This window comes from Bacteroidales bacterium (assembly GCA_029210725.1).
GTDB lineage: Bacteria > Bacteroidota > Bacteroidia > Bacteroidales.
The window spans coordinates 54963-76024 of record JARGFM010000012.1 but is presented as its reverse complement, the minus strand read 5'-3'; the positions used below and the strand labels follow the sequence as shown (position 1 = coordinate 76024).

Sequence of the window (21062 nt, the reverse complement as noted above, 5' to 3'; positions counted from 1 at the left end):
GGAGCTTAAAACATTTGCATGGAATGTAGTTTTCTATATAGGCCCTTCTTATTACTGATCAGTTCTTCATGATTGCCCCGCTCCACAATCTCTCCTTCGTCAATCACGAGAATCAGATCGGCATGTTTGATCGTGGAGAGTCTGTGTGCAATAACAAAGGATGTTCTCTTTTGCATCAGTTTAATAATGGCATCCTGCACCAGTCGCTCCGACTCTGTATCCAGGGCAGAGGTGGCTTCATCCAGGATCAATATGGGCGGATTGGCCAGTACCGCACGGGCAATACTGATTCGCTGTTTCTGTCCACCACTCAATTTGCCGCCCCCCTCACCTACTCCGGCTTCGTATCCCTCCTCATTATCCATGATAAAGTCGTGAGCATTAGCTACTTTTGCAGCATTTACAATCTGCTCCATATCTGCCCCTTCACTTTTTCCAAATGCTATATTGTTCCTGAAGGTGTCGTTGAAAAGGATCGATTGCTGACTCACCATACCCATCAGTGAGCGAAGGGATTTCAGGCTGAAATCCTGGATGGGCACTCCATCGATAAATATCTGCCCTTCGCTGGTGTCCATAAACCTGGGGAGCAGATCCACCATGGTCGATTTTCCTGATCCGGACTTACCCACCAGGGCCACTGTCTGACCTTTCCTGATGGTAAAGGAGATATCCTTCAGTACATACTCCTTATCATATTTGAAGGAGACATTCCTGAATTCTATGGATTCCAGAAAACCATCGGCTTCCACAGCATCAGGTTTTTCAACGATTTTATCATCTGCCAGAAGGAGCTGATCCACCCGGTCGACCGATGCCATTCCCTTCTGTACATTAATCCAGGCGGTGGAGATGGTTTTAGCCGGTGGGATAATCTGGGAGAAGATCATCAGGAAAAGAATGAGGCTCTCTCCAGTCATTTTATCGTTTCCTCCAAGTACCAGAGACCCCCCATATGCGAGAATCACCATCAGGGCAATGGTGGCCAAAAGTTCGCTGATGGGACTGGCCAGGTATCTCCGGCGAACCACCTTCCGGATGAGCAGTGAAAACCGGTTGTTTACGCTTAGAAAGCGCTCCTCCATCTGCTCCTCGGCATTAAATGCCTTTACGATCCTTAAGCCTCCCAGGGTCTCCTCGAGCAGGGCCAGCAATTCGCCGAGACGCTGTTGTCCCCTGAAGGTGGTCTTCCTGAGGCTTTTCCCTATACGCCCGATCAGGATGCCTGTCAGCGGAAGCACCAGGGCTGCAAAAAGTGTCAGATTGATACTGATGGAAAAAAGAATCACCAGGTAAATAATGATGGTAATGGGATCCCTGAAAAGCATCTGCAGAGAACTTAGTATCGACGCCTCGATCTCCTGAACATCGTTGGAAATCCTTGCGATCACATCTCCCTTTCTTGCTTCGGTATAATAGGAGAGCGGGAGCTTCAGCACCTTCCTGTATATATCATTTCGTATATCCCTCACCAGAAAGGCCCGGATGGGTGCCAGCATAAAATTGGCTGCAAAAATAAATCCGTTTTTCAGCAGACTGAAAAGCACCACCATCAAACTAACCAGAATCAGGGCCCCGGCCTCCTCATGTGCCAGCATAATTTTCCCAATGTAGTAATTCAGAGTATGCATCAGGTACTCGGTGCTGAGATGAAACTCCATGGGCTCGGTCACCAGGGGCTGATTACTGAAGAGCACCCTCAGGAAGGGAATCACCATCGCAAATGAGAAAAGGGCAAAGAAAGCCCCCAGGATGTTATACAGAACATTCTGCAGTACATACCATTTATACGGAACCAGGTAATTCAGTAACCTGAAAAATCTTTTCATATCTGCAATCCGGTATAATTCCAGGGAGCAATTTGGTAAAGCTCTTCTTTCACCTCCTGGCTGATACTCAGGTTTTCAATAAACTTATGAATGGTTTCGGCGGTCACAGCCTGATTGGTACGTGTGAGTTCCAGCAGTGCTTCATAGGGCTTGGGATACTCCTCCCTCCTCAGGATCGACTGGACCGCCTCGGCTACAACGGCCCAGTTCTTTTCCAGATCGGCACGGATGGCCGTCTCATTCACGATCAGTTTCCCCAGACCTTTAATCATCGATTGCATGGCAATCAGGGTATGCCCGAGAGGCACTCCCAGGTTTCGAAGCACGGTGGAATCGCTAAGATCGCGCTGTAATCTGGACACCGGTAGCTTGGCCGCCAGAAATGAAAAAATGGCATTGGCCATGCCCAGGTTGCCCTCCGCATTCTCAAAATCAATGGGATTCACCTTATGGGGCATGGCCGAGGATCCAATCTCACCCGCTTTGATCTTCTGCTTGAAATAGTCCATCGAAATATAGGTCCATAAATCCCTGGAAAGGTCCAGCAGAATGGTATTGATCCGCTCAAAAGCATGGAACATGGCTGCCAGGTTATCGTAATGATCAATCTGGGTCGTGGGCCAGGACCGCTTCAATCCCAGCACTTCGCCCACAAATTGCTCTCCGAACCGGAACCAGTCTATCTCCGGGTAAGTAACCTTATGAGCATTCATATTCCCTGTGGCTCCCCCAAACTTGGCAGGTACCGGAATCTCCTTCAGCTGCTCCAGCTGAACATCGAGCCGCTCGATAAAAACACGGATTTCCTTACCCAGCCTGGTGGGAGAGGCCGGTTGTCCATGGGTTCTTGCCAGCATGGGAATCTCGTCCCATTCGGTGGCCAGTTTCTCCAGCTCCATGGTCAGCTGATCCAGCATGGGATAGTAGCTGCTCTGCATGGCATCTTTCAAAGAGAGAGGAGTAGCTGTGTTATTGATGTCCTGCGAGGTAAGTCCGAAATGGATAAATTCCTTAAAGCGGCCGTATCCCTGTTGTTCAAATTTCTCTTTTAAAAAATACTCTACAGCCTTTACATCATGGTTGGTAAGCTTTTCAATCTCTTTCACTTTCTCTGCATCCTCCATGGAAAAACCGGTATAGATGGTCCTCAGTCCCTCCTGCTGATCCGGACTTAGCTCAGATAAGCGCGGAATACCCGCTTTACATAAGGCAATAAAATATTCCACTTCAACCATCACCCGGTATCTGATCAGGCCAAACTCCGAAAAATAGGCGGAAAGCTCTTCTGTTTTTAACCTGTAGCGGCCATCCACCGGTGAGATTGCTGTAAGTTTGTTTAATTCCATCCGAATCGGTTTTGTTCCCGCAAATTTAGCAGAAAATATTCTTACTTTTGAAGTTATATACAGTTCATTATGAAGCAAGCCACATATACTGTTCTCGCTGCCTTACTGCTTATTGTACTTTCCGGCCAGGTAAGGGCACCAGACACAGTGAGCAGTGATTCCGGACCTGAGGCCGGAAATCCTCTTCCCGATTCTGCCTCCGGACCGAAAACCCTGGTCTACACCTTTGCCATAAAAGAAAACATTGCCGCTCCTGCCTGGCGTATTACCCGGGAAGCTTTTGAAGAGGCTCTTTCCCTGAATGCCGATGTGGTCATTCTTCATCTGAACACTTACGGGGGTGAAGTAAGCGCTGCTGACTCGATCCGTACAAAAATTCTTAATGCGCCCATGCCTGTCCATGTTTTTATTGATGACAATGCCGCTTCGGCCGGTGCCCTGATCGCCATCGCATGCGACAGCATCTACATGCAGCCGGGAGGAAAGATTGGAGCCGCCACCGTGGTCAATCAGACCGGGGAACAGGTACCCGATAAATACCAGTCCTACATGAGGGCCACCATGAGAGCCACAGCAGAAGCGCACGGGCAAGACACCCTTATCACCGGTACAGATACCCTGTTTATCTGGCATCGCAATCCGGCCATAGCCGAAGCGATGGTGGATCCCAGACTCTATGTGGAGGGGATCAGTGATACCGGTCAGGTCCTGACCTTTACTGCATCCGAGGCTATCACTCACGGATATTGCGAAGGAACTGCCACCTCCATCGAGGAGGTGATCTCCAAAATCGGAATCGGGGAGTATGAACTCCGATCCTATAATCCTTCCGGTTTGGATAAAGTGATTGGTCTGTTGATCAATCCTCTGGTAAGCGGTATTCTGATTATGATCATCATCGGGGGCATCTATTTTGAACTGCAGTCGCCTGGAATTGGATTCGCCCTGGGGGCGGCCATTGTAGCAGCACTGCTCTATTTTGCCCCGCTCTACCTGGAAGGACTGGTCGAAAACTGGGAACTGCTTCTTTTCATTGTGGGAATAATCCTGATCATGGTTGAGATATTTGCCATCCCCGGCTTTGGGGTGGCAGGTGTTGCGGGGATCATTGCAGTCATTACCGGTCTCACTCTTAGCCTGGTTGATAACGTTGTGTTCGAGGATCCCGAGTTTACGGGCGAAGGCCTGGGAATTTTAATGAAATCCCTCAGCCTGGTGCTTGTGGCAGTGCTGATGGGGGTCATTTTGTCCCTGTGGGCAACCAGAAAATTGCTGACCACCACCGCTTTCGGAAACCTGTCTCTGAAAAGTGAACAACGCACCGAGGAAGGATTTATCGGGGTGGAAACCGAACAGCAAAGCCTGATCGGAGAGACGGGAGCAGCCCATACGGTTTTAAGGCCCTCCGGGAAGGTTATGATAAATGATAAACTCTATGACGCCAAATCTGAGTATGGATTTATTGAAAAAGGTGCTCCCATTAAGGTCATCCGGTATGAGACCGGTCAGGTTTATGTGGTAAAAGCCTGATTTCAAATGATCATCCGTGATTACAAACCCCCTGATTTTCCGAAGGTAGATGCCCTCTGGAAAGAGACGGGTATTTATACGGCAGAACGCGGGGATACCCCGGATTCGATCCTTCGATGTAATGCCCAGGGTGGAAGATTCCTGGTTTTGGAGGAAGAGCTGAACAACAGGATTTTCGGCACCTCCTGGCTTACCTGGGACGGAAGACGGGTCCAGCTTCATCATTTTGCGATTCTGCCCTCTAAACAGGGCTTAGGTTATGGCCGAATGCTGGCCCTGGAATCACTTGCCTTTGCCCGGGAAAAAAACTCCCCCGTGAAGCTGGAGGTTCACCGGGATAATATCCCGGCCATACGTCTGTACCTGAGCCTGGGATTTAAAGTATTCGACGACTATGAAGTATATATGCTCCAGCATGATACCTAGGACGATCCTCATATGCTTCCTGTTCCTCCCGCTACCCATGCTTGGACAGTCCGGTCCATGGTCGGCCTGGGAAGCGGGTCTGGTCCGTTCACTGAATAGTGCCGGGGAAAGTGACTACCTCAACGAAGAGGAAAAGAAAGTGATCCTGTTTATGAATATGGCCAGGCATGACGGGCCCCTTTTTGCCCAAACCTTCCTCCAGAGCTACCTTCAGGAAAAGAGTCTGGATAACAGCAGCTATATCAGATCACTACAAAGAGATTTGAAAAAAACCAAGGGACTGGCTCCACTGATGCCGCAGGAAGATTTAACAGCAGTGGCTCAGGGTCACGCACAAAGTTCCGGAGAAAAAGGAACTACCGGTCACAGTGGTTTTAAAAAGCGCTTTGAACCTTTGCTTGGAAATCCATATACCCATGTGGGTGAAAACTGCTCCTATGGATATGAACAGGCCATCGATATTGTAATTTCCCTGCTGATCGATGAGGGCATTAAAAGCCTGGGGCACCGGAACAATATGTTGTCCCGCGACTTCAACTCCATTGGAGTGGCCTTCAGGCCCCATCGCAAATACCGGATCAATTGCGTGATGGACTTTGGTTCCACATCCGCCGGCAGCATGAATGAGGTGCCCTACTGATCCCTTGCTTCATCCGGGGACTTCTCTGGCAACAGCTTTTGCTGCTTTCTGAAGGCAAACACCGACAGTCCCACAAGCATAAGCAGTATCAGGTAGGTCCACAGGGGTATTGTAAAGGAGGAACCACTGGCATAGGAGTGCATTCCTCCCAGGAAGTAGTTCACCCCGAAATAAGTCATCATTACGGAACTGTAAGAGATGAAGGACGCCAGGTTAAAGGCAAAGCTTCCCCTGAGTCCGGGAATCCGGTGCATATGCGTCACAAAAGCATACACCAGCACCGTAATCAGGGCCCAGGTCTCCTTGGGGTCCCATCCCCAGTATCGTCCCCATGATTCGTTGGCCCATACCCCTCCCAGGAAAACCCCGGCAGTCATAAAATAGAGACCCACAATCAAGGTCAGGTGGTTCACATGGGTCACCTGCTGAATCACCTCTTCAAGCCTGGTTTTATTGGAGGGAGAAAGCGAAGCGTACAATGCAACATTCAGCAAGCCCATGATAGAAGCCAAACCCAGGAAGCCATACCCGGCCATAATCACAGCCACGTGGATGGTAAGCCATACAGACTTAAGGACAGGCACCAGATTCGTTATTTCCGGATTCATATTACTCATTCCTGCTACCAGTAAGGAGAGAGCCGCCAGTATGGCGGTAAGTGCCAGCGCATATCCGGATCGTTTTACAAAGATCAATCCGGCCAGCAAAGTTACCCAGGCCACAAAGATCATCGATTCATAACCGTTACTCATGGGGGCATGACCGCTGATATACCATCTGAGCCCCAGGGCCACGGTATGTGCCACCAGTGCCACTGACAAATGGATCACTCCCACCTTGAAGAGGAATTTATATAGCTTGCGCGGTCTGAAAACCAACAGAAAGGCCAGCACCATCATAATGACCCCGAAGAGAGCGTAAAATCTTGCCAGAAGCGGAAAGATATTGATCCGGTTGTAAATGAGCTCCATCTTCTTTTTGGATTCGGGGGGGAGAATTTCAGAGGAAAGCTGGCTCTCACCAAGCTGGTCCACATAGAACCCGGCAGCTGTATAATCCCCTTGCTGCAAGGCACTTAGGTAGCGGAAAAAGACATTGGACATGGTATCCTCTTTTTGAGTCATCTGTCCCATCATCGCCTCGCTAAGCGATGCCCACCGGTGATTCTCAGCTCCCTCATCAGGGAATATGCGGATCAGTCCTCCCGACTGCACCAGGTAGAAAGCGTTCAGACGATCGTCCAGTTTAATAAGCTCCCGGTCCAACTCTGTCTGCATGGGTACCTGCTTGGCATATGCCTCATTCACCAGGTTAGAGAGCAGATAACTTCCTGTGGAATCCATCATATCCTTAAAACTTACCATTTCTCCCCTGTAACCAGTCAGGCGATGCAGCTCCGGATGTTTTATCTCGAACAGCTCTTTATTCTGCCAGACATCCGGATAGAGAATCATTCCCAGAAGTACCTGATCGGCGCTGTAGCTCTGATAATGGCTGTGTTTGGTAATCTTCCTGACCACCTCATTGGAGAGGGTATTCATGGGTTCAAAACGGCCCCCTTTGTCCTGAACCCAAAGATAGCCAAAGTCCTGGGCCACATCCCTGGGCGGAACCTCCTGAGAAAACAGCGACAGACTTCCGCCCAGAAGCAAAAGAACCATAACCAGGACCTTTGCTGCAGGAGCAGATTTCCTGGCGATCATGGAGAAGCGTGTTCCGGGAACAAAAAGAGCCACTACCATTCCGGCTATCAAAACCAGATAACCCAGGTAGGTGATGAGGGTACCCGCCCTGTCCCTGTTCACCGAAAGAATCGTTCCCTGCTCATCGTTGTCATAGGAAGCCTGATAGAATCGGTAGCCCCTGTGCTTTAATACATTATTCATAAATATCCTCCGTTCTTCCTGGATTCCCATCTCCTGGTCAAGCAATACCACATCGCTGGCAAAGGACGATGGACTGTTGGAACCGGGGTAACGTTCCACCTCAAAATTTTTCAGGAAGAGCGAAAATGGCACTTTGATCTCTCTGGATCCATAAGTGACCGTATAGTTAAGATCACCCATGCTTCCGCTGACCGGCTGTCCTGCCAGCCTGGCCAGTCCCGGTACGTAAAGCTCGCCTGTCATCCCCCTGTAACTGATCTCCAGGCGGACGGCTCCCAGATGTGAACCCCTCTGACCAGCAGGAGCTCTTACAATCTGCTTCCTGGCAGAAGGCATATAACTCTGAAGTGCCAAACGCATATTCGCCATCGCGTAGAGGGTATTCTCCCTCACAGGTACTTCCTGCCCGGGAGCATACTCTTCACCTCCGGCGCCACCCATCTGCATGACCGAAACAGCAAAGGGTGCCGTCATCCATATCATATCGCCCCTGGAATAAAAATTAACCATGGCCGATGTATCGGCCCTGTTAAAACCAATGGTCATTCCGTTTACCTCCTGTGTGGACCCCGATGGGATCCCGATGGTGGTCTGCCGGTCACTTACCAGCATCAGCTGCATATAAGGTTCTCCCCCCGGAGAGGATATATACTGCTCAATCGCACTGCTCAGGTATTCTGTGGATCTGATCGTGACCTTTTCTCCACCCACACGGGTGCTCATCCGGTAATCTTTCGGGGTCAGTTCGGTCAGCATCACCTCTCTGGCATGCTCGGAGCGCTCCCCCCTGGCTTCCAGTAAGACATTTATATAGGCATTGTTACTCAGCATGACATCAGATGCAGAATTTTCCCGGATATGCATATTGCCCTCATAACTGATAAAGCGGGTTACAGAGGCTCCCAGCAGGATCAGGATAAATGCCAGGTGAAACAACAGAACGACGATCTTCTTTCGTCTGAAGAATTTCTGCTTTACCATGACCCCTACCAGGTTGATTCCGATCAGGAGCATCAACAGCTCAAACCAGTGCGTCCCATATATCACGGCCCATGCCGTTTGTGTGCCATAGGCACTCTCAACAAAGGTGGCCAGTGCCAGAACAACTATCAGGGATATCACCAGGACAGCCATAAATGGCATAGAAACGAGAAAGGATAGCTTTTTTAACATAGTGTTACACATTTAATAGGGGGCGCAATATAATAAATCATCCCAGTTGGAACAAACTGCCCAGCTGGTATACTGCAAAACTGGCCGTCCAGGCGATGGCCGTCGTATAAAACAGGACAAAAGCAGCCCACTTCCAGCTTCCCGATTCCCTTCCTACCGTGGCGATAACCGCGACACAGGGCAGATAAAAAAGCACAAACAGGAGAAAAGAGATGCTGGCCAGAGGAGTAAACACCCTGCTTCCTGCTTTAGGACCTTCACTGTACACCTCCTTGCTGATCCTGTCCTGCAGGGAGGCCGTCCCTTCCTCCCCACCGGGATCAGCCTGGTAGAGTACACCCATGGTGCTTACCACAATCTCCTTGGCAGCAAAACCTGTGACCAGACTGATGCCCATCTTCCAGTCAAAGCCCAAAGGCCTGATAAGGGGTTCTACGGCCATACCAATCCTTCCGATATAGGAGTTTTGCTGTCGCTCCGATTCCATTTGCCTGGTCAAAAGCATAATTTGTGAGGCGGATTGCCCGGAACCAGCCTGTTTCTCAAGGTTTATAAGATGCTCATAATCCCTTGAATACTCCACCCCCCTGGGAAAATACCCCAGCACCCAGATCACCAGGGATGCCACCAGGATCACTCCACCCATCTTTTTCAGATAATGTGAGCCCTTTCTCCACATATGGCGCATGATCACGCGGATCCCGGGGTTCCTGTACATGGGCAGCTCCATGACAAAAGGGGCCTCGCTATTCTTAAAAAGTGTCTTCTTAAAAAGGATGGACATCAGCATGGAAAATACAACCCCGAGGATGTAAAGCATAAAAATTACATTCCCTGCTTTTGCAGGAAAAATGGCTCCGGCCACCAGCACATAGACCGGAAGCCGGGCACTGCACGACATAAAGGGTATGATCAGCATGGTCAGCAGACGATCGTTCCGGTCCTCCAGCGTTCTGGTAGCCATGATGGCAGGCACATTGCAGCCAAAGCCCATGATCAGCGGTATAAAGGACTTCCCGTGAAGGCCAAACAAATGCATCACCTTATCCATAATAAAAGCGGTACGGGCCATATAGCCCGTATCCTCCATCAGCGAGATAAAGAAAAACAGAATGAGGATATTGGGAAGAAAGACAATGACGCCTCCCACACCCCCGATAACCCCGTCAACCAGCATATCCCGGAAGATCCCCTCTGCCATATTTGTGCGGATAAGCTGACCCAGCAGATCCACGCCCTGTTCGATCCAGCCCATGGGATAGTTCCCCAAGGTAAAGGTGGCATGGAACATGATCCAGAGAAAACCCAGAAAAATGGGCAGGCCCAGGTACTTATGAGTGAGTACGCGATCGATTCGCTGAGAACGCGAAAAGCCCGGATCGTTCCCGCTTCTCTTCATGGTCTCCTTCAGAGCTCCGGCCACAAAGCCATAGCGGGCGTCTGTGATCAGAGTTTCGGTATCGTCCCTGAAAAGTCTGCTGATCCTTTCATTCTCCTCCCTGGCTGTTGCCTGTATCTCCAGAAAATTTTCCGCACCTGAGATCAGAAAGGTGCAATTGTCATCCTGTTCCAGCAGTTTCAGGGCAATGAACCGGGATGAGTAGTGATCTGTGAGGGAGGGTGTGAGACGAATCAGCTCCTGTAGTTTTTGCACCGATTGTTCGATCTCCTCCCCGTAATGGATATGGATATGCCTGATATCAGGATCCTGGTTTTCAAAAACACGAATGACATGATTCAACAACCTGAAAATTCCTTTGCCCCGTGTACTTATTGTTGGCACAACCCTTATGCCCAGAAGCTTACTCAATAATCCAAGGTCGATTCTATCCTTTTTCTCCAACAAATCATCATACATATTCAGTGCCACTACCACGGTAACATCCATGTCGATCAGCTGACTGGTGAGGTAGAGATTCCGCTCCAGGTTATTGGCATCGACCACATTGACCACCACATCGGGCTTGTTTTTCAGGATATGCTCCCTGACAAAGCGCTCTTCACTGGAGTAATCGGAAAGAGAGTAGGTGCCCGGAAGATCGGTCATGCGAAAGGTATAGCCCCTGTGGTTGAACAGAGCCTCCTTCGAACCGACAGTGACCCCTGAATAGTTTCCCACATGTTCCCTGGAACGGGAGACCCGGTTAAACAAAGTGGTCTTACCGCAATTGGGATTCCCCACCAGGGCCACATCAATGATTTTCCCGGGCCTGGGCATCAACGGTCCCCTCTGAAAAACATCGGAAATCATTCCCGCCCTGCCCGGTGATATCGTCTGGTAGTCGCTCTCCAAAATAACTTCCACCAGGCTGGCTTCGCTTCTGCGCAGCGATACATTACTGTCCAGTATTCTGTATTCTACCGGATCCTTCAGAGGCGCCGACTTTAAGACAGTAATGTTTTTCCCGCGGATAAAACCCATCTCTGTCAGGCGTTTACGAAAAGCGCCACGACCCCTGATCCTGGCAATGGTTGCAGATTCGCCCGTATGTAAATCATTCAGAGTCATCTCCTAAAGCTTGCCCACAAACCTGTAACCCAGCTTTTCAATGGTCTCCCTGATTTGATTCTCTGACACAGAGCCGGCCTGAATGCTCACCTGATTATTGATCCGGTCGGCCACTACCTCCGAGATACCCTTCAGACTCTTCAATCCGTTTTCAACGCTTGCCTTACAGTGATCACAGGTCATCCCTTCTACCCGGTATTGTAGTATATCATGTTTCATACGATTTGTTTTTTCCCGGTCTCTTCTCCGCTCCATTCGGGAGGAGAGCAGTTTCATTAAATATCCGTTCAGAATCAAAAGCACAAGAAGGGCCGATGAGGCCCATTTGAACCATCCGGTTCCGTGTTCATGAGCCACCGATGCAATGGCACCGGTAAACCACTCCCTGGGCAGAAGTTCGTTGACCAGGATCCCGAAAAAAAGCGCCCCGCCGATGATGCTGCCCAGGTATACCCAGAGAGCTCTTTTCCCGAGCGAGTTACCTATCACTGCCATGGTGGCGATATTGGTGGCCGGACCTGCCATAAGCAGGACCAGTGCAGCTCCGGGAGCCAGCCCCTTCATCAGCAGAACCGCTGCAATGGGAATAGAACCCGTGGCACAAATATAGAGCGGTACCGAAGCTGCGATCATCAGGAGCATGGCCAGGTATTCGCTGGAAATGGTATTTGTGAAAAAATCATTGGGAATTAATACTGCCAGCAAGGCAGCAAGCAGTATACCGATCAGCAGCCACTTGGAGATATCCTGTATCAGTTCGACAAATCCATACCTGAAAAGTTCGCGGACCGATCTCTCATATTTCTCTTCACTTTTGCTTCCGCGTTCAATCTCCTCCACAGCATTTCTGTCCACTGCATTTCCCAGCACTCCTCCTAAAAGCCCTGTAAAAAGAGCAACTATCGGCCTGATTATAGCCAGCGGGAGTCCGAGCAGGGAGTAGGTGGCCAGAATGGAATCCACTCCGGTCTGGGGTGTGGAGATTAAAAAAGAAATGGTAGGTCCCCTGGCGGCTCCATTCTTGTAGAACCCGATCCCGGCAGGAAGTACCCCGCAGGAACAAAGGGGCATGGGGACCCCAAGCAGGGATGCATTGAATACCGATCTGAAATTACTCTGACCCATATACCTGGTAATCAAGTGCCTTGGAAATAATACCCGGAGTATTCCGGCAAATAAGAATCCCAGTAGAAGGTAGGGTGACATCTCATTCACCAGCCCTACCAGCTCACTTACATATGTCCCGGCAATCTTAAGCACATGCATCTACTTTGAGACTAGTATAACAAACAAATCTGTATAAGGATCACTGATTTGCAAAAATAGAACAGAATTGCTTGCGCCTGATCCCCATAATTGGGTATTTTATCTGAAACGGGGGGGGCAGAAATAGATCTTATACACAGCTTTTTGCAGGATGAAAGAAGCTGAAGAAGAGATCAGGGCAAGCTAAATGCCCAAGAACATCCTTCTCTTCCATCTTAATTGGCCGCATCGGCTTATCTTTGTACCTGGTATGAATATTTATATGGATATCACTTCCAAACGCCTGTTCCTCAATATCAAACAACGGGACAAATTTTAGCGTCCGGCGCTTGCCAGACAGCCCCTGCCGGCACGAGGCTATCCCCCGTTTTTCCAACTCAGCATTTATAGTTCATTTCCAATACGATATCTCATGTTACCATACGCAGAACCCTATAAAATAAAAATGGTCGAACCCATGCATCCCAGCACCAGGGCGGAGCGGGAAGAGTGGCTCCGGGAGGCACATTATAACCTGTTTAACCTGAAGAGCACACAGGTATTTATCGACCTGCTGACCGACTCCGGAACCGGGGCCATGAGCCAGGAGCAGTGGTCCGCCCTGATGAGCGGTGACGAAGCCTATGCCGGAAGCCGGTCCTTTGATCGGATGAAGGAGGTAATCACCTCTCTGACAGGCTTCCCCTACGTTCTTCCCACCCATCAGGGACGAGCCGCTGAAAATGTGCTCTTTTCGGTGCTGGTGAAGGAGGGACAAGTGGTACCGGGTAATGCACATTTCGATACAACCAAGGGACATATTGAGTTTAGAAAGGCCCGCGCCTTTGACTGTACCATCGATGAGGCCGGAGACACCCGGAAGTACCACCCTTTTAAAGGAAACCTCGATTTAAGTAAACTTGAAAATTTGATTCAGGTCTACGGGAAGGAGCGGATTCCGCTGATAATTGTTACAGTCACCTGCAACTCCACAGGAGGCCAGCCCGTGAGTATGGAGAATCTGAAGGCAGTGCGCAATTTTGCCGATCAATACGGGATCCCCGTAGTCTTTGATGCGGCCAGGTTTGCAGAAAATGCCTGGTTCATCAAGACCAGGGAGAAAGGCTACAAGGATCATTCGATCAGGGACATCATCCGGGAGATGTTCTCCTGTGCCGATGGAATGACCATGAGCAGCAAGAAAGACGGAATTGTGAATATGGGCGGATTCATTGCTCTCAGGAGCAGGGACCTCTTCCGGGAAGCATCCACCTTTAATATCATGTTTGAAGGATTCATCACCTACGGGGGCATGTCGGGAAGGGATATGGCCGCCCTGGCTCAGGGGCTGGAAGAGGCCTCCACCTATAGCTACCTGGAAAGCAGGATCACCCAGGTCCACTACCTGGGTGAGCTGCTCAGGAAAGCAGGAGTTCCCGTGCAGGAACCATTTGGGGGACATGCCATTTTTGTCGATGCCGCCCGCTTTCTGCCTGGGGTGCCCAGGGAAGAGTTTATCGCACAAACACTGGCGGCAGAACTATATCTGGAATCGGGAGTCAGGGCCGTGGAAATCGGGACCCTCCTGGCCGACCGGGATCCGGAAACCCGTGAGAACCGGTATCCCAGGTTAGAACTGCTGCGCTTAACCATCCCCCGGAGGGTGTATACCAGGAACCATATGGATTATGTGGCCGCTGCACTGATCAACATTCATAAACGCAAAGAGCAGATCCACTCGGGGTACAAGATCACTTATGAGGCCCCGATTATGCGTCATTTTACCGTGGAGCTTGAAAAAATCACCTAAAATCCACCCGGTACCGGAGTTAATACTCAAAGGCAAATCCCATGTGATTCTGACCATGACAATTCAGGTAGCAACGGCCTGAGAACACGCCCAGGCTCTCGAATTGCAGCAAACCATTATTGGCAGGTGAGACCATGCTCCTGTCGAAGTTGATCAGATGGGCATGGTTGGTGCTGTTGCCCTGGTTATGACTGATTCCGTGCGGATCATGACAGGCATGGCAATCCGTACAGTAGATCATGCTTGATTCGCTAAGAGGAGCAATCAGACTGGGGACATTGGGATTGGCCCCTGCCGAAGTAAGTGCGTGATGCGAGGGATTGGCCGGATCAAACTCCAGTATCACATTATTCTGCTCAATCAGCCGGGTGGTCAGACTGGTCGGTTTGGCCGGACTGTCGGCATGGCAACGGTAACAAAGCTCATAAGCATACTGAATGGGATCCACCGGGTTCCCGCTCTGATCCACCCCGGAGATCCCGGTGAGAAATCCATTGGCGGCCGGGGCCAGGGCAGGTGTATTGCTTACAGCATGCGGATTATGGCAATCCTCGCACTCCACATGCATGGAAAGCACCAGCGGATCCTCTGCAGCATCATGCTCCAGGTTGTATGCATACACATTATGCAGGTAGGGCTTGGTCAGCTGGGCCAGGATGTTGGTGGACGACACATTCCCATTGTGACAGGGAAGACAGTTATTCTCTTCGGCGAGTTCATTCAGGAGCCGCTGGCTGTTTCATGCATTGTGCGGAATATGACAGCTCTCGCATGCATTTTCGGCCACCGTCTGATAAGTGGTATGTGGCCAGGGATCGGTCCCGTTTCCGTTCCAGGCAGCCGTAGAATTGGAATGGGATGAAAAAGACCAGAAATTACGGTTATGACAGCTAAAGCACAGCTCCGAAAACTGCTTGGTCAGCACCAGGAAATCATTGGTCAGGTTCCTGTGGGGATCGTGGCAGGAGGTACACTGCATGCGGCCACTGAACAGAGCAACAGGAGGTACAAGAGCCGCGGGGTCCTTTAACTGTCCGTCGGCTGCCGCCAGTCCGGTCGTATAATCAAAGGAGATCGGATGATCATCGGCCAGATCGGTGGAAATATTTGAAGTCCCCGGAGGGAGGGTGCTGATTCCTCCCGAAAAGCCAATATCGCCTGTCCGGCTCAATACCTGTCCGAGTGCGGTGGTGCCATCATGACAGCTGAGACAGAGAATGGAAGCACCATCGGGCTGACCCGGCACAGCCTCAGCGGTGGAACTGTGATAAAGTGTGTAGGTATATCCCCGGTCATCCTTGTTCCAGAGCGGACTGGCCGGCAGGCTGTGGTGCGGAGTATGACAGAAAATGCAGATTTCCGATTCCGATACGGCCCGCACATCCCCAGGACCCGATACGGAGAGGTTATGAACCGTGGTAACAATGGACTGGGCTCCGGCTAAGGCAGGGATCAGGACCAGGAGGAGCAGTGCTATGGCTGGGAATTGTCTCATCTCAATTTTCTTTTTCCAGTTGAAAAACCTGGACCCTGGCATTGTAGGTGTCAGCTACAAAAATATGGTCCTTTTCATCGATATAAAGGCCTGCAGGCATCCAGAACTCACCCGGACCCTGCCCCTGGCTTCCGAAACTGTAGAGGAATTGTCCCTGACTATCAAAAATCTGAACTGCGTGAAAAAGTGCATCGGCCACGTAAATGTTTCCCTTTGAATCCGTTGCGATTCCTTTGGGCCGGGCCATATACCCCGTAGCATCGCCCGATTCTCCAAAAGACCCAAGACAGGCCCCCTCCTGGTTCAGAATCTGAATGCGATCATTCATTGAATCAACAACGTAAATCCGGCCCTCCTGATCGATCCATAAAAAGGTCGGAAAATTGTACTGACCGGGACCTGTACCCCTTCCCCCGATCTTCTCAATCAATTTCCCCTCACTGCTGATCCTGGTGAGCTGATGTTCCCCGGTCTCCACCACCCAGACCTCTCCGTTGCTTCTGTTACAGGCTATTCCGGTTGGCTGATCCAGGGGGATGGAATCTCCGAAAATCATCAACTGGCCTTCGGAAATGCGCAACACCCTGTTTAGTCTGGAATCGGTGAGAAGCAAGTCTCCGCCAGGCATCCGGCAGATCCCCACCAGGGAAGGGTATTCCAGCTCAGCTCGCCTGAGGGGCCGGATCCAGGCTCCCTGACCACCGGCCACCTGAAACACTCCCCCTGCTCCCTGGTCGAGAATCCAGAACTGCTCCTGATCTACAGCCACCACATTAAAGGGCTTCATCAGATCCTGCGGCTTCTGCCCGAATACAATCCTGGATAGCCGGTCGCCAAAGCTGGTCCTTTTTTCTCCCCTTTCCCCGGGGTACTCCCCGATCCATTTCACACGGTATTCTTCTGCGGACTGAGCCTTTAAGGGAAGTACGAACAGAAGGAGCAGCATAAGCATCATGCCCGTCCGGACAGCCCTTTCATACTCTTTTACCCGCTCATTACATGGCCCTCTATATCTCATTCTCTCCATCGCTTACCTCTGGTATGACAGTTTTCCGTGACATCCGGGAAGACAGGATCCCCCCTGCTCATCAGGAATAAAATTCATCTGCATCTCCCAGGACCCAAAGACAATTTGCTCCTCCACCAGAAAGGGCCGGGGCGATCCGTGAATGTTATGACACATCCGGCAGTTCCTTCCTTTGTTCCCGTTTATATGAAGCCTGTGAAGATTCTTCTTCCCATTCCTGAACCCGGTGCCCCATTCAGTCTCCCCGGCTTCCAGAAGGTCGGTATCATGGCAAAGAAAACAGAGCCCGAAATTCTCAGTAAGTGCCGGCAGGTAGTCCTCCTCCGGATACAGGTCCACCAGCAGGGACCGGAAGCCGGAGCCATGGGCCTGGTGACAGGACATGCACCCTCCGCCCGGGATGGCCGAATGTGCCGTCATTTTCCCCTTGACAAGCCGGCCGATATTTGCTGTTTCCGTAGAGTCGGACCTGTATTCCCGGTTGTGAAAGGAGAGGCACAGATCCGGATCCCCGGCAAGCAAAAGGGAAGACTCCGATGAACCGTGGGCATCGTGACATCCCAGACAGTTGCCATCTTCAACGGGTTTATGAGCAAAACTTACTGGTCCGTTCTCCTCATGACAGTAAAAACAGAGCACGGGTATCTGGTCCATCAATCGAAATCCAGCGCTGTCTTCTGAAGGATGGGATGCGCCGGTGGATTCGTGACAGTTATTGCAGGCATCCCCGGCCGGATAGTGCATGATCTCCTGCTCCACCAGATCCGAATGGCACTCCCTGCACTCTGAGAAGGGCTCCTGCCCCGTATCCGGGGTGGCCGATCTGCTGAAGGGAACCGTCAGAACGATCAGGATATCTACTATCAGCCATTGTATCATAAGCACACTGTTAAAATCTTCTGGTTAATTGTACATACGCTCCATTAAAGGCAAACTCACTGTTCATATAAAGCCGTCTGTACATCTCCAGTCCAAGCCTGAGCTGAAGTTTGTTAAAGGCGGATTGAAATTCGACCCTGGAGGTAAGCAGATCCAGATCGATATGTGACCCGCGCTGATTCAGGTATCCCGACTCCAGGCTGACTCTCATGCCTGGCCTGATCCGGTACACCATCTTCCCGGAAAGATTGGCGTAGCACTGATCCACCTCATCTGCAATCATATTGTAATCCCGGATATTTCCATTTAGTGTAAGCAACAGTCTGGACCTGAGATTCCAGTTCACATCCATATAATATCGCCTCATCCGGTAAGGGATGATATTGCTGTTGAACAGGTCGGCCTCCACACCGGCCCTGGCAAATCCCAGATCCAGACGAACTCCATACAAATGTTGACGGAAGTAGTTCAGGGTGAGCAGGTCACCCTGATCCACCCTGGGATAGTCCTGGATGGAATACTGGTAATAAAGCTCTAACAAGCTGTTGAACAAGAGGACACTTGCACTAAAATAATTGTTGTTGGCCCCATAAGAGTAGGAACCTGGTTGCTGATAGCTGTAATCGATATAGACCGCAGCCCCGTTGGGTATCAAGCCGCCCGGAACTCGCTGGATCTCCGTAAAGCTGCCCCGCTTAATCAGGATATAATCAAAATTAAGCTGGTAGATCATGAATCCGTTCGCGTCCCTGACAACGACCGACAGATCCTGCACATAGGGCTTCTTCAAAAGTGTCACCTCCCCGTCGGAAATGCTCTGTTCTTCCCGGATCACCTGGAGCATCCCCGGCATTCCCTCCGTTGAATGCTCATGCCGGGTGTACTTCATGTAGAGCCTGGTGGTCAGGCTCTGGAACAGTTTATGCTGCAGGGAGGCCCGGGTTCTTTTCTGGTTTCAGGTTTGTACCGGATCCTTTAGCCCGTAAAGATTAAAACTGGTCCTCAGTTTCAAATGACGGGGCAACTGCATGGAAAGACCTTCCAGAAGCTCCACACGCCTGAAACTGGTGGTCCCTTCCTGATCGTACCATGTAAACCGGGAATTCAGATTATACTTCCTGGCTGCATCAAAAAAGAGGCTGTTATTGAATGCCAAACGATCGATTTGATGCACGGTCCGGTGAAGCTCTGCATAACGGTAAATATAATTCTGATGAGAATAGAGCAATTCGGTACGATCCCTTGCTCCGAAAGACCTGGAAGTCCTGGCCTCCATATTCTGCTGGTCCATGTTAAAGGTCCGCCCGGACTGTATCTCTTCCTGACTCCACATCTGATCCCTGTATGTCAAACTTATAGGCAGGAAGCTGTTATGGAGGGAAAGGATCCCTCCCCATTGCCGGTTGTTGGATCTGACATTGGTAAGTAGCTCGCGGTTGTAATAGCTCTGATCGAAATTATAAAAGCCCTGCAGGCTCACCGCTTTGTTATTAAAGAGAGTGGTCTTCAGGTCCACCTTCTTCAGGGTCCTTACTTCCGACCGGTCGGGAACAGTAATGTACTTTTAATCCCTTAACTCCGGGCTGTAGGCAGCATTCAGATCAATCAGAAATATATCCTTGTCCCAGAGGTAGCTGCTGGTATTCAGCTTCAGTCCGCTCAGGAGGTAGGTACTTCTCTGGTCCTCGGTAATCTCATTGAATGAGCTTACCAGCTGCCTGTACTGCCCCTTCAGATCCAGCTCCCCCGAAATATTCCTGAGGTACCAGATACCTGCTGAGCGCTGTGCCTGTGCGAACGAGCAGATCGGATTAAGCAAGGCTGCAAGAAGCAATATGGTTCTGAATCGGTTCACCCTTTTATGGTCTGCTGGCTATTGAAAAATATAGTTATCTTCTCCCCCGTGCGGATTATGGCAATCGGTACAAAGCATGCCCTCAATCCCTTCATGCATCTCGTTTCGCATGACACTACCAGCCTTATGGCAATAGAAACAGAGCTTTTCACCGGTAAACCTGAGCAGCATCTCATTCCCCGAGCTATGGGGATCGTGACAGGCGGTGCAGTACCCCCCCGGCAACCGGTCCATGCAGGTAGTTAAATTGTCCGGTCAGATCTTCGTGACAGATATAGCAAAGTGCAGGCTGGGGTTCTGTCATGCTTCCCAGCGAGCTCTTATTATGACAGGAGGCGCATTCCCGCTCTCCATAAGGATAGTGGATGAACAGCTCCGCTTCATCCGGAGCCCTTTGACCGGAGGCCATCAAAGTTGAATCGGGGTCTGCGATTCCTGGATCTGCAGAGGCCACAGAGATGGTGTCTGCATCCGGAACCCCATCAAAGAAAAAGTGCAACAGACTTTTTCCCGCATAGGGGGAACACTGACTTAAAAAGATCATTCCCATCCCTAAAAGCAGCCTTATGCATATGTTTCGCAGGCACTTCATGGACGGCTTTTAAGGATAAGCTGGTTTCTGTTCCACAAAACCATACACATTGACTTTAGCAGGACCATACTGGTTCGTAACATAAATCAGGTATTTCAGCACGAAACTATCATCAACATAAGGTTCGAAAAAGGAGAGGTTCTCATAACTGATCTCAACAGCAGCAGGCAGCCACATGGCTCCGGCTCCTTTGTAAGCACCACCAAAATGCATCAACAAATCTCCCCCGGCATTAAACAGCTGTACATTTTCGAATGCAGCGTCCACTAAATAGAGGTTCTCCTCCCGGTCCTGAGCAATACCCTTGGGCCTGGTAAAGCGTCCGGGTCCGTTCCCATAACCACCTACCACACCCAGGTATTCCCCCCCGAGGGTATAGGATTTTACATTGAAATCGCCGAAATCCGAAATATAGAGCCTGTCGTTCAGGATGGCCATATTTGTGGCCTGCCTGATAAATCCCTCCTCCTCCGGTCCCAGATCCGGTCTGCGGTCGATCAATTTAAAATCATCGCTTCCGTAGAGACAGACCGAGTGGTCCCGGACATTGGCCACCCAGATGATCCCCTGGTGAACACCCACATCCGTGGGCCTGAATCCTTCCGCTTCCCCAAAAGCATGCACGAACTGCTGATTCCCGTCAAACACGACAATTTGCCCACGGTTGGCATCGGCCACATAAAGATAGCCCCGTTCATCCACACAACAGTTGATGGGCAGTTTCAACTGACCCTTGCCACCCGGGATGAAATACTCGAAGCTCCCCTTTTCCAGATCCAGCACCTCCAGTCCGCCCAAACCGGTATCACAGATATAAACT

Annotated in this window: 19 protein-coding genes; 4 read left to right on the top strand and 15 right to left on the bottom strand. The window is 50.5% G+C overall.

Annotated elements, in window-relative coordinates; translation table 11 throughout:
* Window positions 1-5 precede the first annotated feature (5 nt).
* Together P1P86_08460 and purB are read right to left on the bottom strand one after the other, a co-directional pair.
* On the bottom strand, window positions 6-1829 hold the full coding sequence (locus tag P1P86_08460) for an ABC transporter ATP-binding protein (GenBank protein ID MDF1575205.1): 1824 nt from the start codon (window positions 1827-1829) through the stop codon (window positions 6-8).
* Window positions 1826-3175 (bottom strand): adenylosuccinate lyase, encoded by a 1350-nt coding sequence (gene purB, locus P1P86_08455; protein MDF1575204.1) that lies wholly within the window; start codon window positions 3173-3175, stop codon window positions 1826-1828. The genes P1P86_08460 and purB overlap by 4 nt, the downstream gene beginning before the upstream one ends.
* A 69-nt stretch (window positions 3176-3244) precedes the next feature.
* Here purB and P1P86_08450 point away from each other — a divergent pair, with 69 nt between their 5' ends.
* Genes P1P86_08450 through P1P86_08440 form a run of 3 tightly spaced genes read left to right on the top strand, consistent with a single transcriptional unit; the run spans window position 3245 to window position 5771 of the window.
* Window positions 3245-4705: an NfeD family protein gene (locus P1P86_08450; protein ID MDF1575203.1), complete on the top strand. Its 1461-nt coding sequence runs from the start codon at window positions 3245-3247 to the stop codon at window positions 4703-4705.
* A 6-nt stretch (window positions 4706-4711) separates the two neighbouring features.
* Complete coding sequence (locus P1P86_08445; protein MDF1575202.1) at window positions 4712-5131, top strand: GNAT family N-acetyltransferase; 420 nt, start codon at window positions 4712-4714, stop codon at window positions 5129-5131.
* Entirely contained in the window at window positions 5121-5771 is a 651-nt protein-coding gene (locus P1P86_08440; GenBank protein ID MDF1575201.1) for a CAP domain-containing protein, read from the top strand. Before P1P86_08445 ends, P1P86_08440 begins: the two co-directional genes overlap by 11 nt.
* On the opposite strand, the gene ccsA is transcribed toward P1P86_08440, so the two are convergent.
* From ccsA to P1P86_08425, 3 genes are read right to left on the bottom strand one after another with little or no spacing between them, the layout of a single operon-like run.
* Window positions 5765-8830, bottom strand: coding sequence for a cytochrome c biogenesis protein CcsA (gene ccsA, locus P1P86_08435; GenBank protein MDF1575200.1), 3066 nt, complete (start codon window positions 8828-8830; stop codon window positions 5765-5767). The genes P1P86_08440 and ccsA overlap by 7 nt on opposite strands.
* 37 nt (window positions 8831-8867) lie before the next feature.
* Window positions 8868-11339 carry a ferrous iron transport protein B gene (gene feoB, locus P1P86_08430; GenBank protein MDF1575199.1) on the bottom strand — a complete coding sequence of 824 codons (2472 nt, stop codon included), beginning with the start codon at window positions 11337-11339 and terminating at the stop codon, window positions 8868-8870.
* 3 nt (window positions 11340-11342) lie between these two features.
* A complete protein-coding gene (locus P1P86_08425) occupies window positions 11343-12599 on the bottom strand; it encodes a permease (protein ID MDF1575198.1) in 1257 nt (418 codons plus the stop codon).
* A gap of 418 nt (window positions 12600-13017) precedes the next feature.
* On the opposite strand from P1P86_08425, the gene P1P86_08420 reads away from it, so the two are divergent.
* The gene (locus P1P86_08420) at window positions 13018-14394 is read left to right on the top strand and encodes a tryptophanase (protein ID MDF1575197.1); all 1377 of its coding nucleotides are present in this window, start codon (window positions 13018-13020) and stop codon (window positions 14392-14394) included.
* A 19-nt stretch (window positions 14395-14413) separates the two neighbouring features.
* On the opposite strand, the gene P1P86_08415 is transcribed toward P1P86_08420, so the two are convergent.
* From P1P86_08415 to P1P86_08370, 10 genes are all read right to left on the bottom strand, one after another.
* Window positions 14414-15067: a cytochrome c3 family protein gene (locus tag P1P86_08415; protein ID MDF1575196.1), complete on the bottom strand. Its 654-nt coding sequence runs from the start codon at window positions 15065-15067 to the stop codon at window positions 14414-14416.
* A gap of 66 nt (window positions 15068-15133) precedes the next feature.
* The gene (locus P1P86_08410) at window positions 15134-15889 is read right to left on the bottom strand and encodes a cytochrome c3 family protein (GenBank protein ID MDF1575195.1); all 756 of its coding nucleotides are present in this window, start codon (window positions 15887-15889) and stop codon (window positions 15134-15136) included.
* Between the two features lies 1 nt (window position 15890).
* Window positions 15891-16907, bottom strand: coding sequence for a 6-bladed beta-propeller (locus P1P86_08405; GenBank protein MDF1575194.1), 1017 nt, complete (start codon window positions 16905-16907; stop codon window positions 15891-15893).
* Between the two features lie 12 nt (window positions 16908-16919).
* A complete protein-coding gene (locus tag P1P86_08400) occupies window positions 16920-17795 on the bottom strand; it encodes a cytochrome c3 family protein (GenBank protein ID MDF1575193.1) in 876 nt (291 codons plus the stop codon).
* 10 nt (window positions 17796-17805) lie between these two features.
* Window positions 17806-18684, bottom strand: coding sequence for a hypothetical protein (locus P1P86_08395; protein MDF1575192.1), 879 nt, complete (start codon window positions 18682-18684; stop codon window positions 17806-17808).
* A gap of 66 nt (window positions 18685-18750) precedes the next feature.
* The gene (locus P1P86_08390; protein ID MDF1575191.1) at window positions 18751-19311 is read right to left on the bottom strand and encodes a hypothetical protein; all 561 of its coding nucleotides are present in this window, start codon (window positions 19309-19311) and stop codon (window positions 18751-18753) included.
* 48 nt (window positions 19312-19359) lie between these two features.
* Complete coding sequence (locus P1P86_08385; GenBank protein ID MDF1575190.1) at window positions 19360-19650, bottom strand: hypothetical protein; 291 nt, start codon at window positions 19648-19650, stop codon at window positions 19360-19362.
* Between the two features lie 18 nt (window positions 19651-19668).
* Window positions 19669-19884 (bottom strand): cytochrome c3 family protein, encoded by a 216-nt coding sequence (locus P1P86_08380; GenBank protein MDF1575189.1) that lies wholly within the window; start codon window positions 19882-19884, stop codon window positions 19669-19671.
* On the bottom strand, window positions 19835-20242 hold the full coding sequence (locus P1P86_08375; GenBank protein ID MDF1575188.1) for a cytochrome c3 family protein: 408 nt from the start codon (window positions 20240-20242) through the stop codon (window positions 19835-19837). The genes P1P86_08380 and P1P86_08375 overlap by 50 nt, the downstream gene beginning before the upstream one ends.
* A gap of 9 nt (window positions 20243-20251) precedes the next feature.
* Window positions 20252-21040, bottom strand: a complete 789-nt coding sequence (locus P1P86_08370; protein MDF1575187.1) for a hypothetical protein — start codon at window positions 21038-21040, stop codon at window positions 20252-20254.
* Window positions 21041-21062: the final 22 nt, after the last annotated feature.

What these genes read in the sequence shown, in the direction of transcription:
- P1P86_08460 (MDF1575205.1), bottom strand. Translation starts at nt 1,829, where the DNA reads ATGAAAAGATTTTTCAGGTTACTGAATTACCTGGTTCCGTATAAATGG.
- purB (MDF1575204.1), bottom strand. Translation starts at nt 3,175, where the DNA reads ATGGAATTAAACAAACTTACAGCAATCTCACCGGTGGATGGCCGCTAC.
- P1P86_08450 (MDF1575203.1), top strand. Translation starts at nt 3,245, where the DNA reads ATGAAGCAAGCCACATATACTGTTCTCGCTGCCTTACTGCTTATTGTA.
- P1P86_08445 (MDF1575202.1), top strand. Translation starts at nt 4,712, where the DNA reads ATGATCATCCGTGATTACAAACCCCCTGATTTTCCGAAGGTAGATGCC.
- P1P86_08440 (MDF1575201.1), top strand. Translation starts at nt 5,121, where the DNA reads ATGATACCTAGGACGATCCTCATATGCTTCCTGTTCCTCCCGCTACCC.
- ccsA (MDF1575200.1), bottom strand. Translation starts at nt 8,830, where the DNA reads ATGTTAAAAAAGCTATCCTTTCTCGTTTCTATGCCATTTATGGCTGTC.
- feoB (MDF1575199.1), bottom strand. Translation starts at nt 11,339, where the DNA reads ATGACTCTGAATGATTTACATACGGGCGAATCTGCAACCATTGCCAGG.
- P1P86_08420 (MDF1575197.1), top strand. Translation starts at nt 13,018, where the DNA reads ATGTTACCATACGCAGAACCCTATAAAATAAAAATGGTCGAACCCATG.
- P1P86_08410 (MDF1575195.1), bottom strand. Translation starts at nt 15,889, where the DNA reads ATGAGACAATTCCCAGCCATAGCACTGCTCCTCCTGGTCCTGATCCCT.
- P1P86_08405 (MDF1575194.1), bottom strand. Translation starts at nt 16,907, where the DNA reads ATGAGATATAGAGGGCCATGTAATGAGCGGGTAAAAGAGTATGAAAGG.
- P1P86_08400 (MDF1575193.1), bottom strand. Translation starts at nt 17,795, where the DNA reads ATGATACAATGGCTGATAGTAGATATCCTGATCGTTCTGACGGTTCCC.
- P1P86_08395 (MDF1575192.1), bottom strand. Translation starts at nt 18,684, where the DNA reads ATGAAGTACACCCGGCATGAGCATTCAACGGAGGGAATGCCGGGGATG.
- P1P86_08380 (MDF1575189.1), bottom strand. Translation starts at nt 19,884, where the DNA reads ATGGACCGGTTGCCGGGGGGGTACTGCACCGCCTGTCACGATCCCCAT.
- P1P86_08375 (MDF1575188.1), bottom strand. Translation starts at nt 20,242, where the DNA reads ATGAAGTGCCTGCGAAACATATGCATAAGGCTGCTTTTAGGGATGGGA.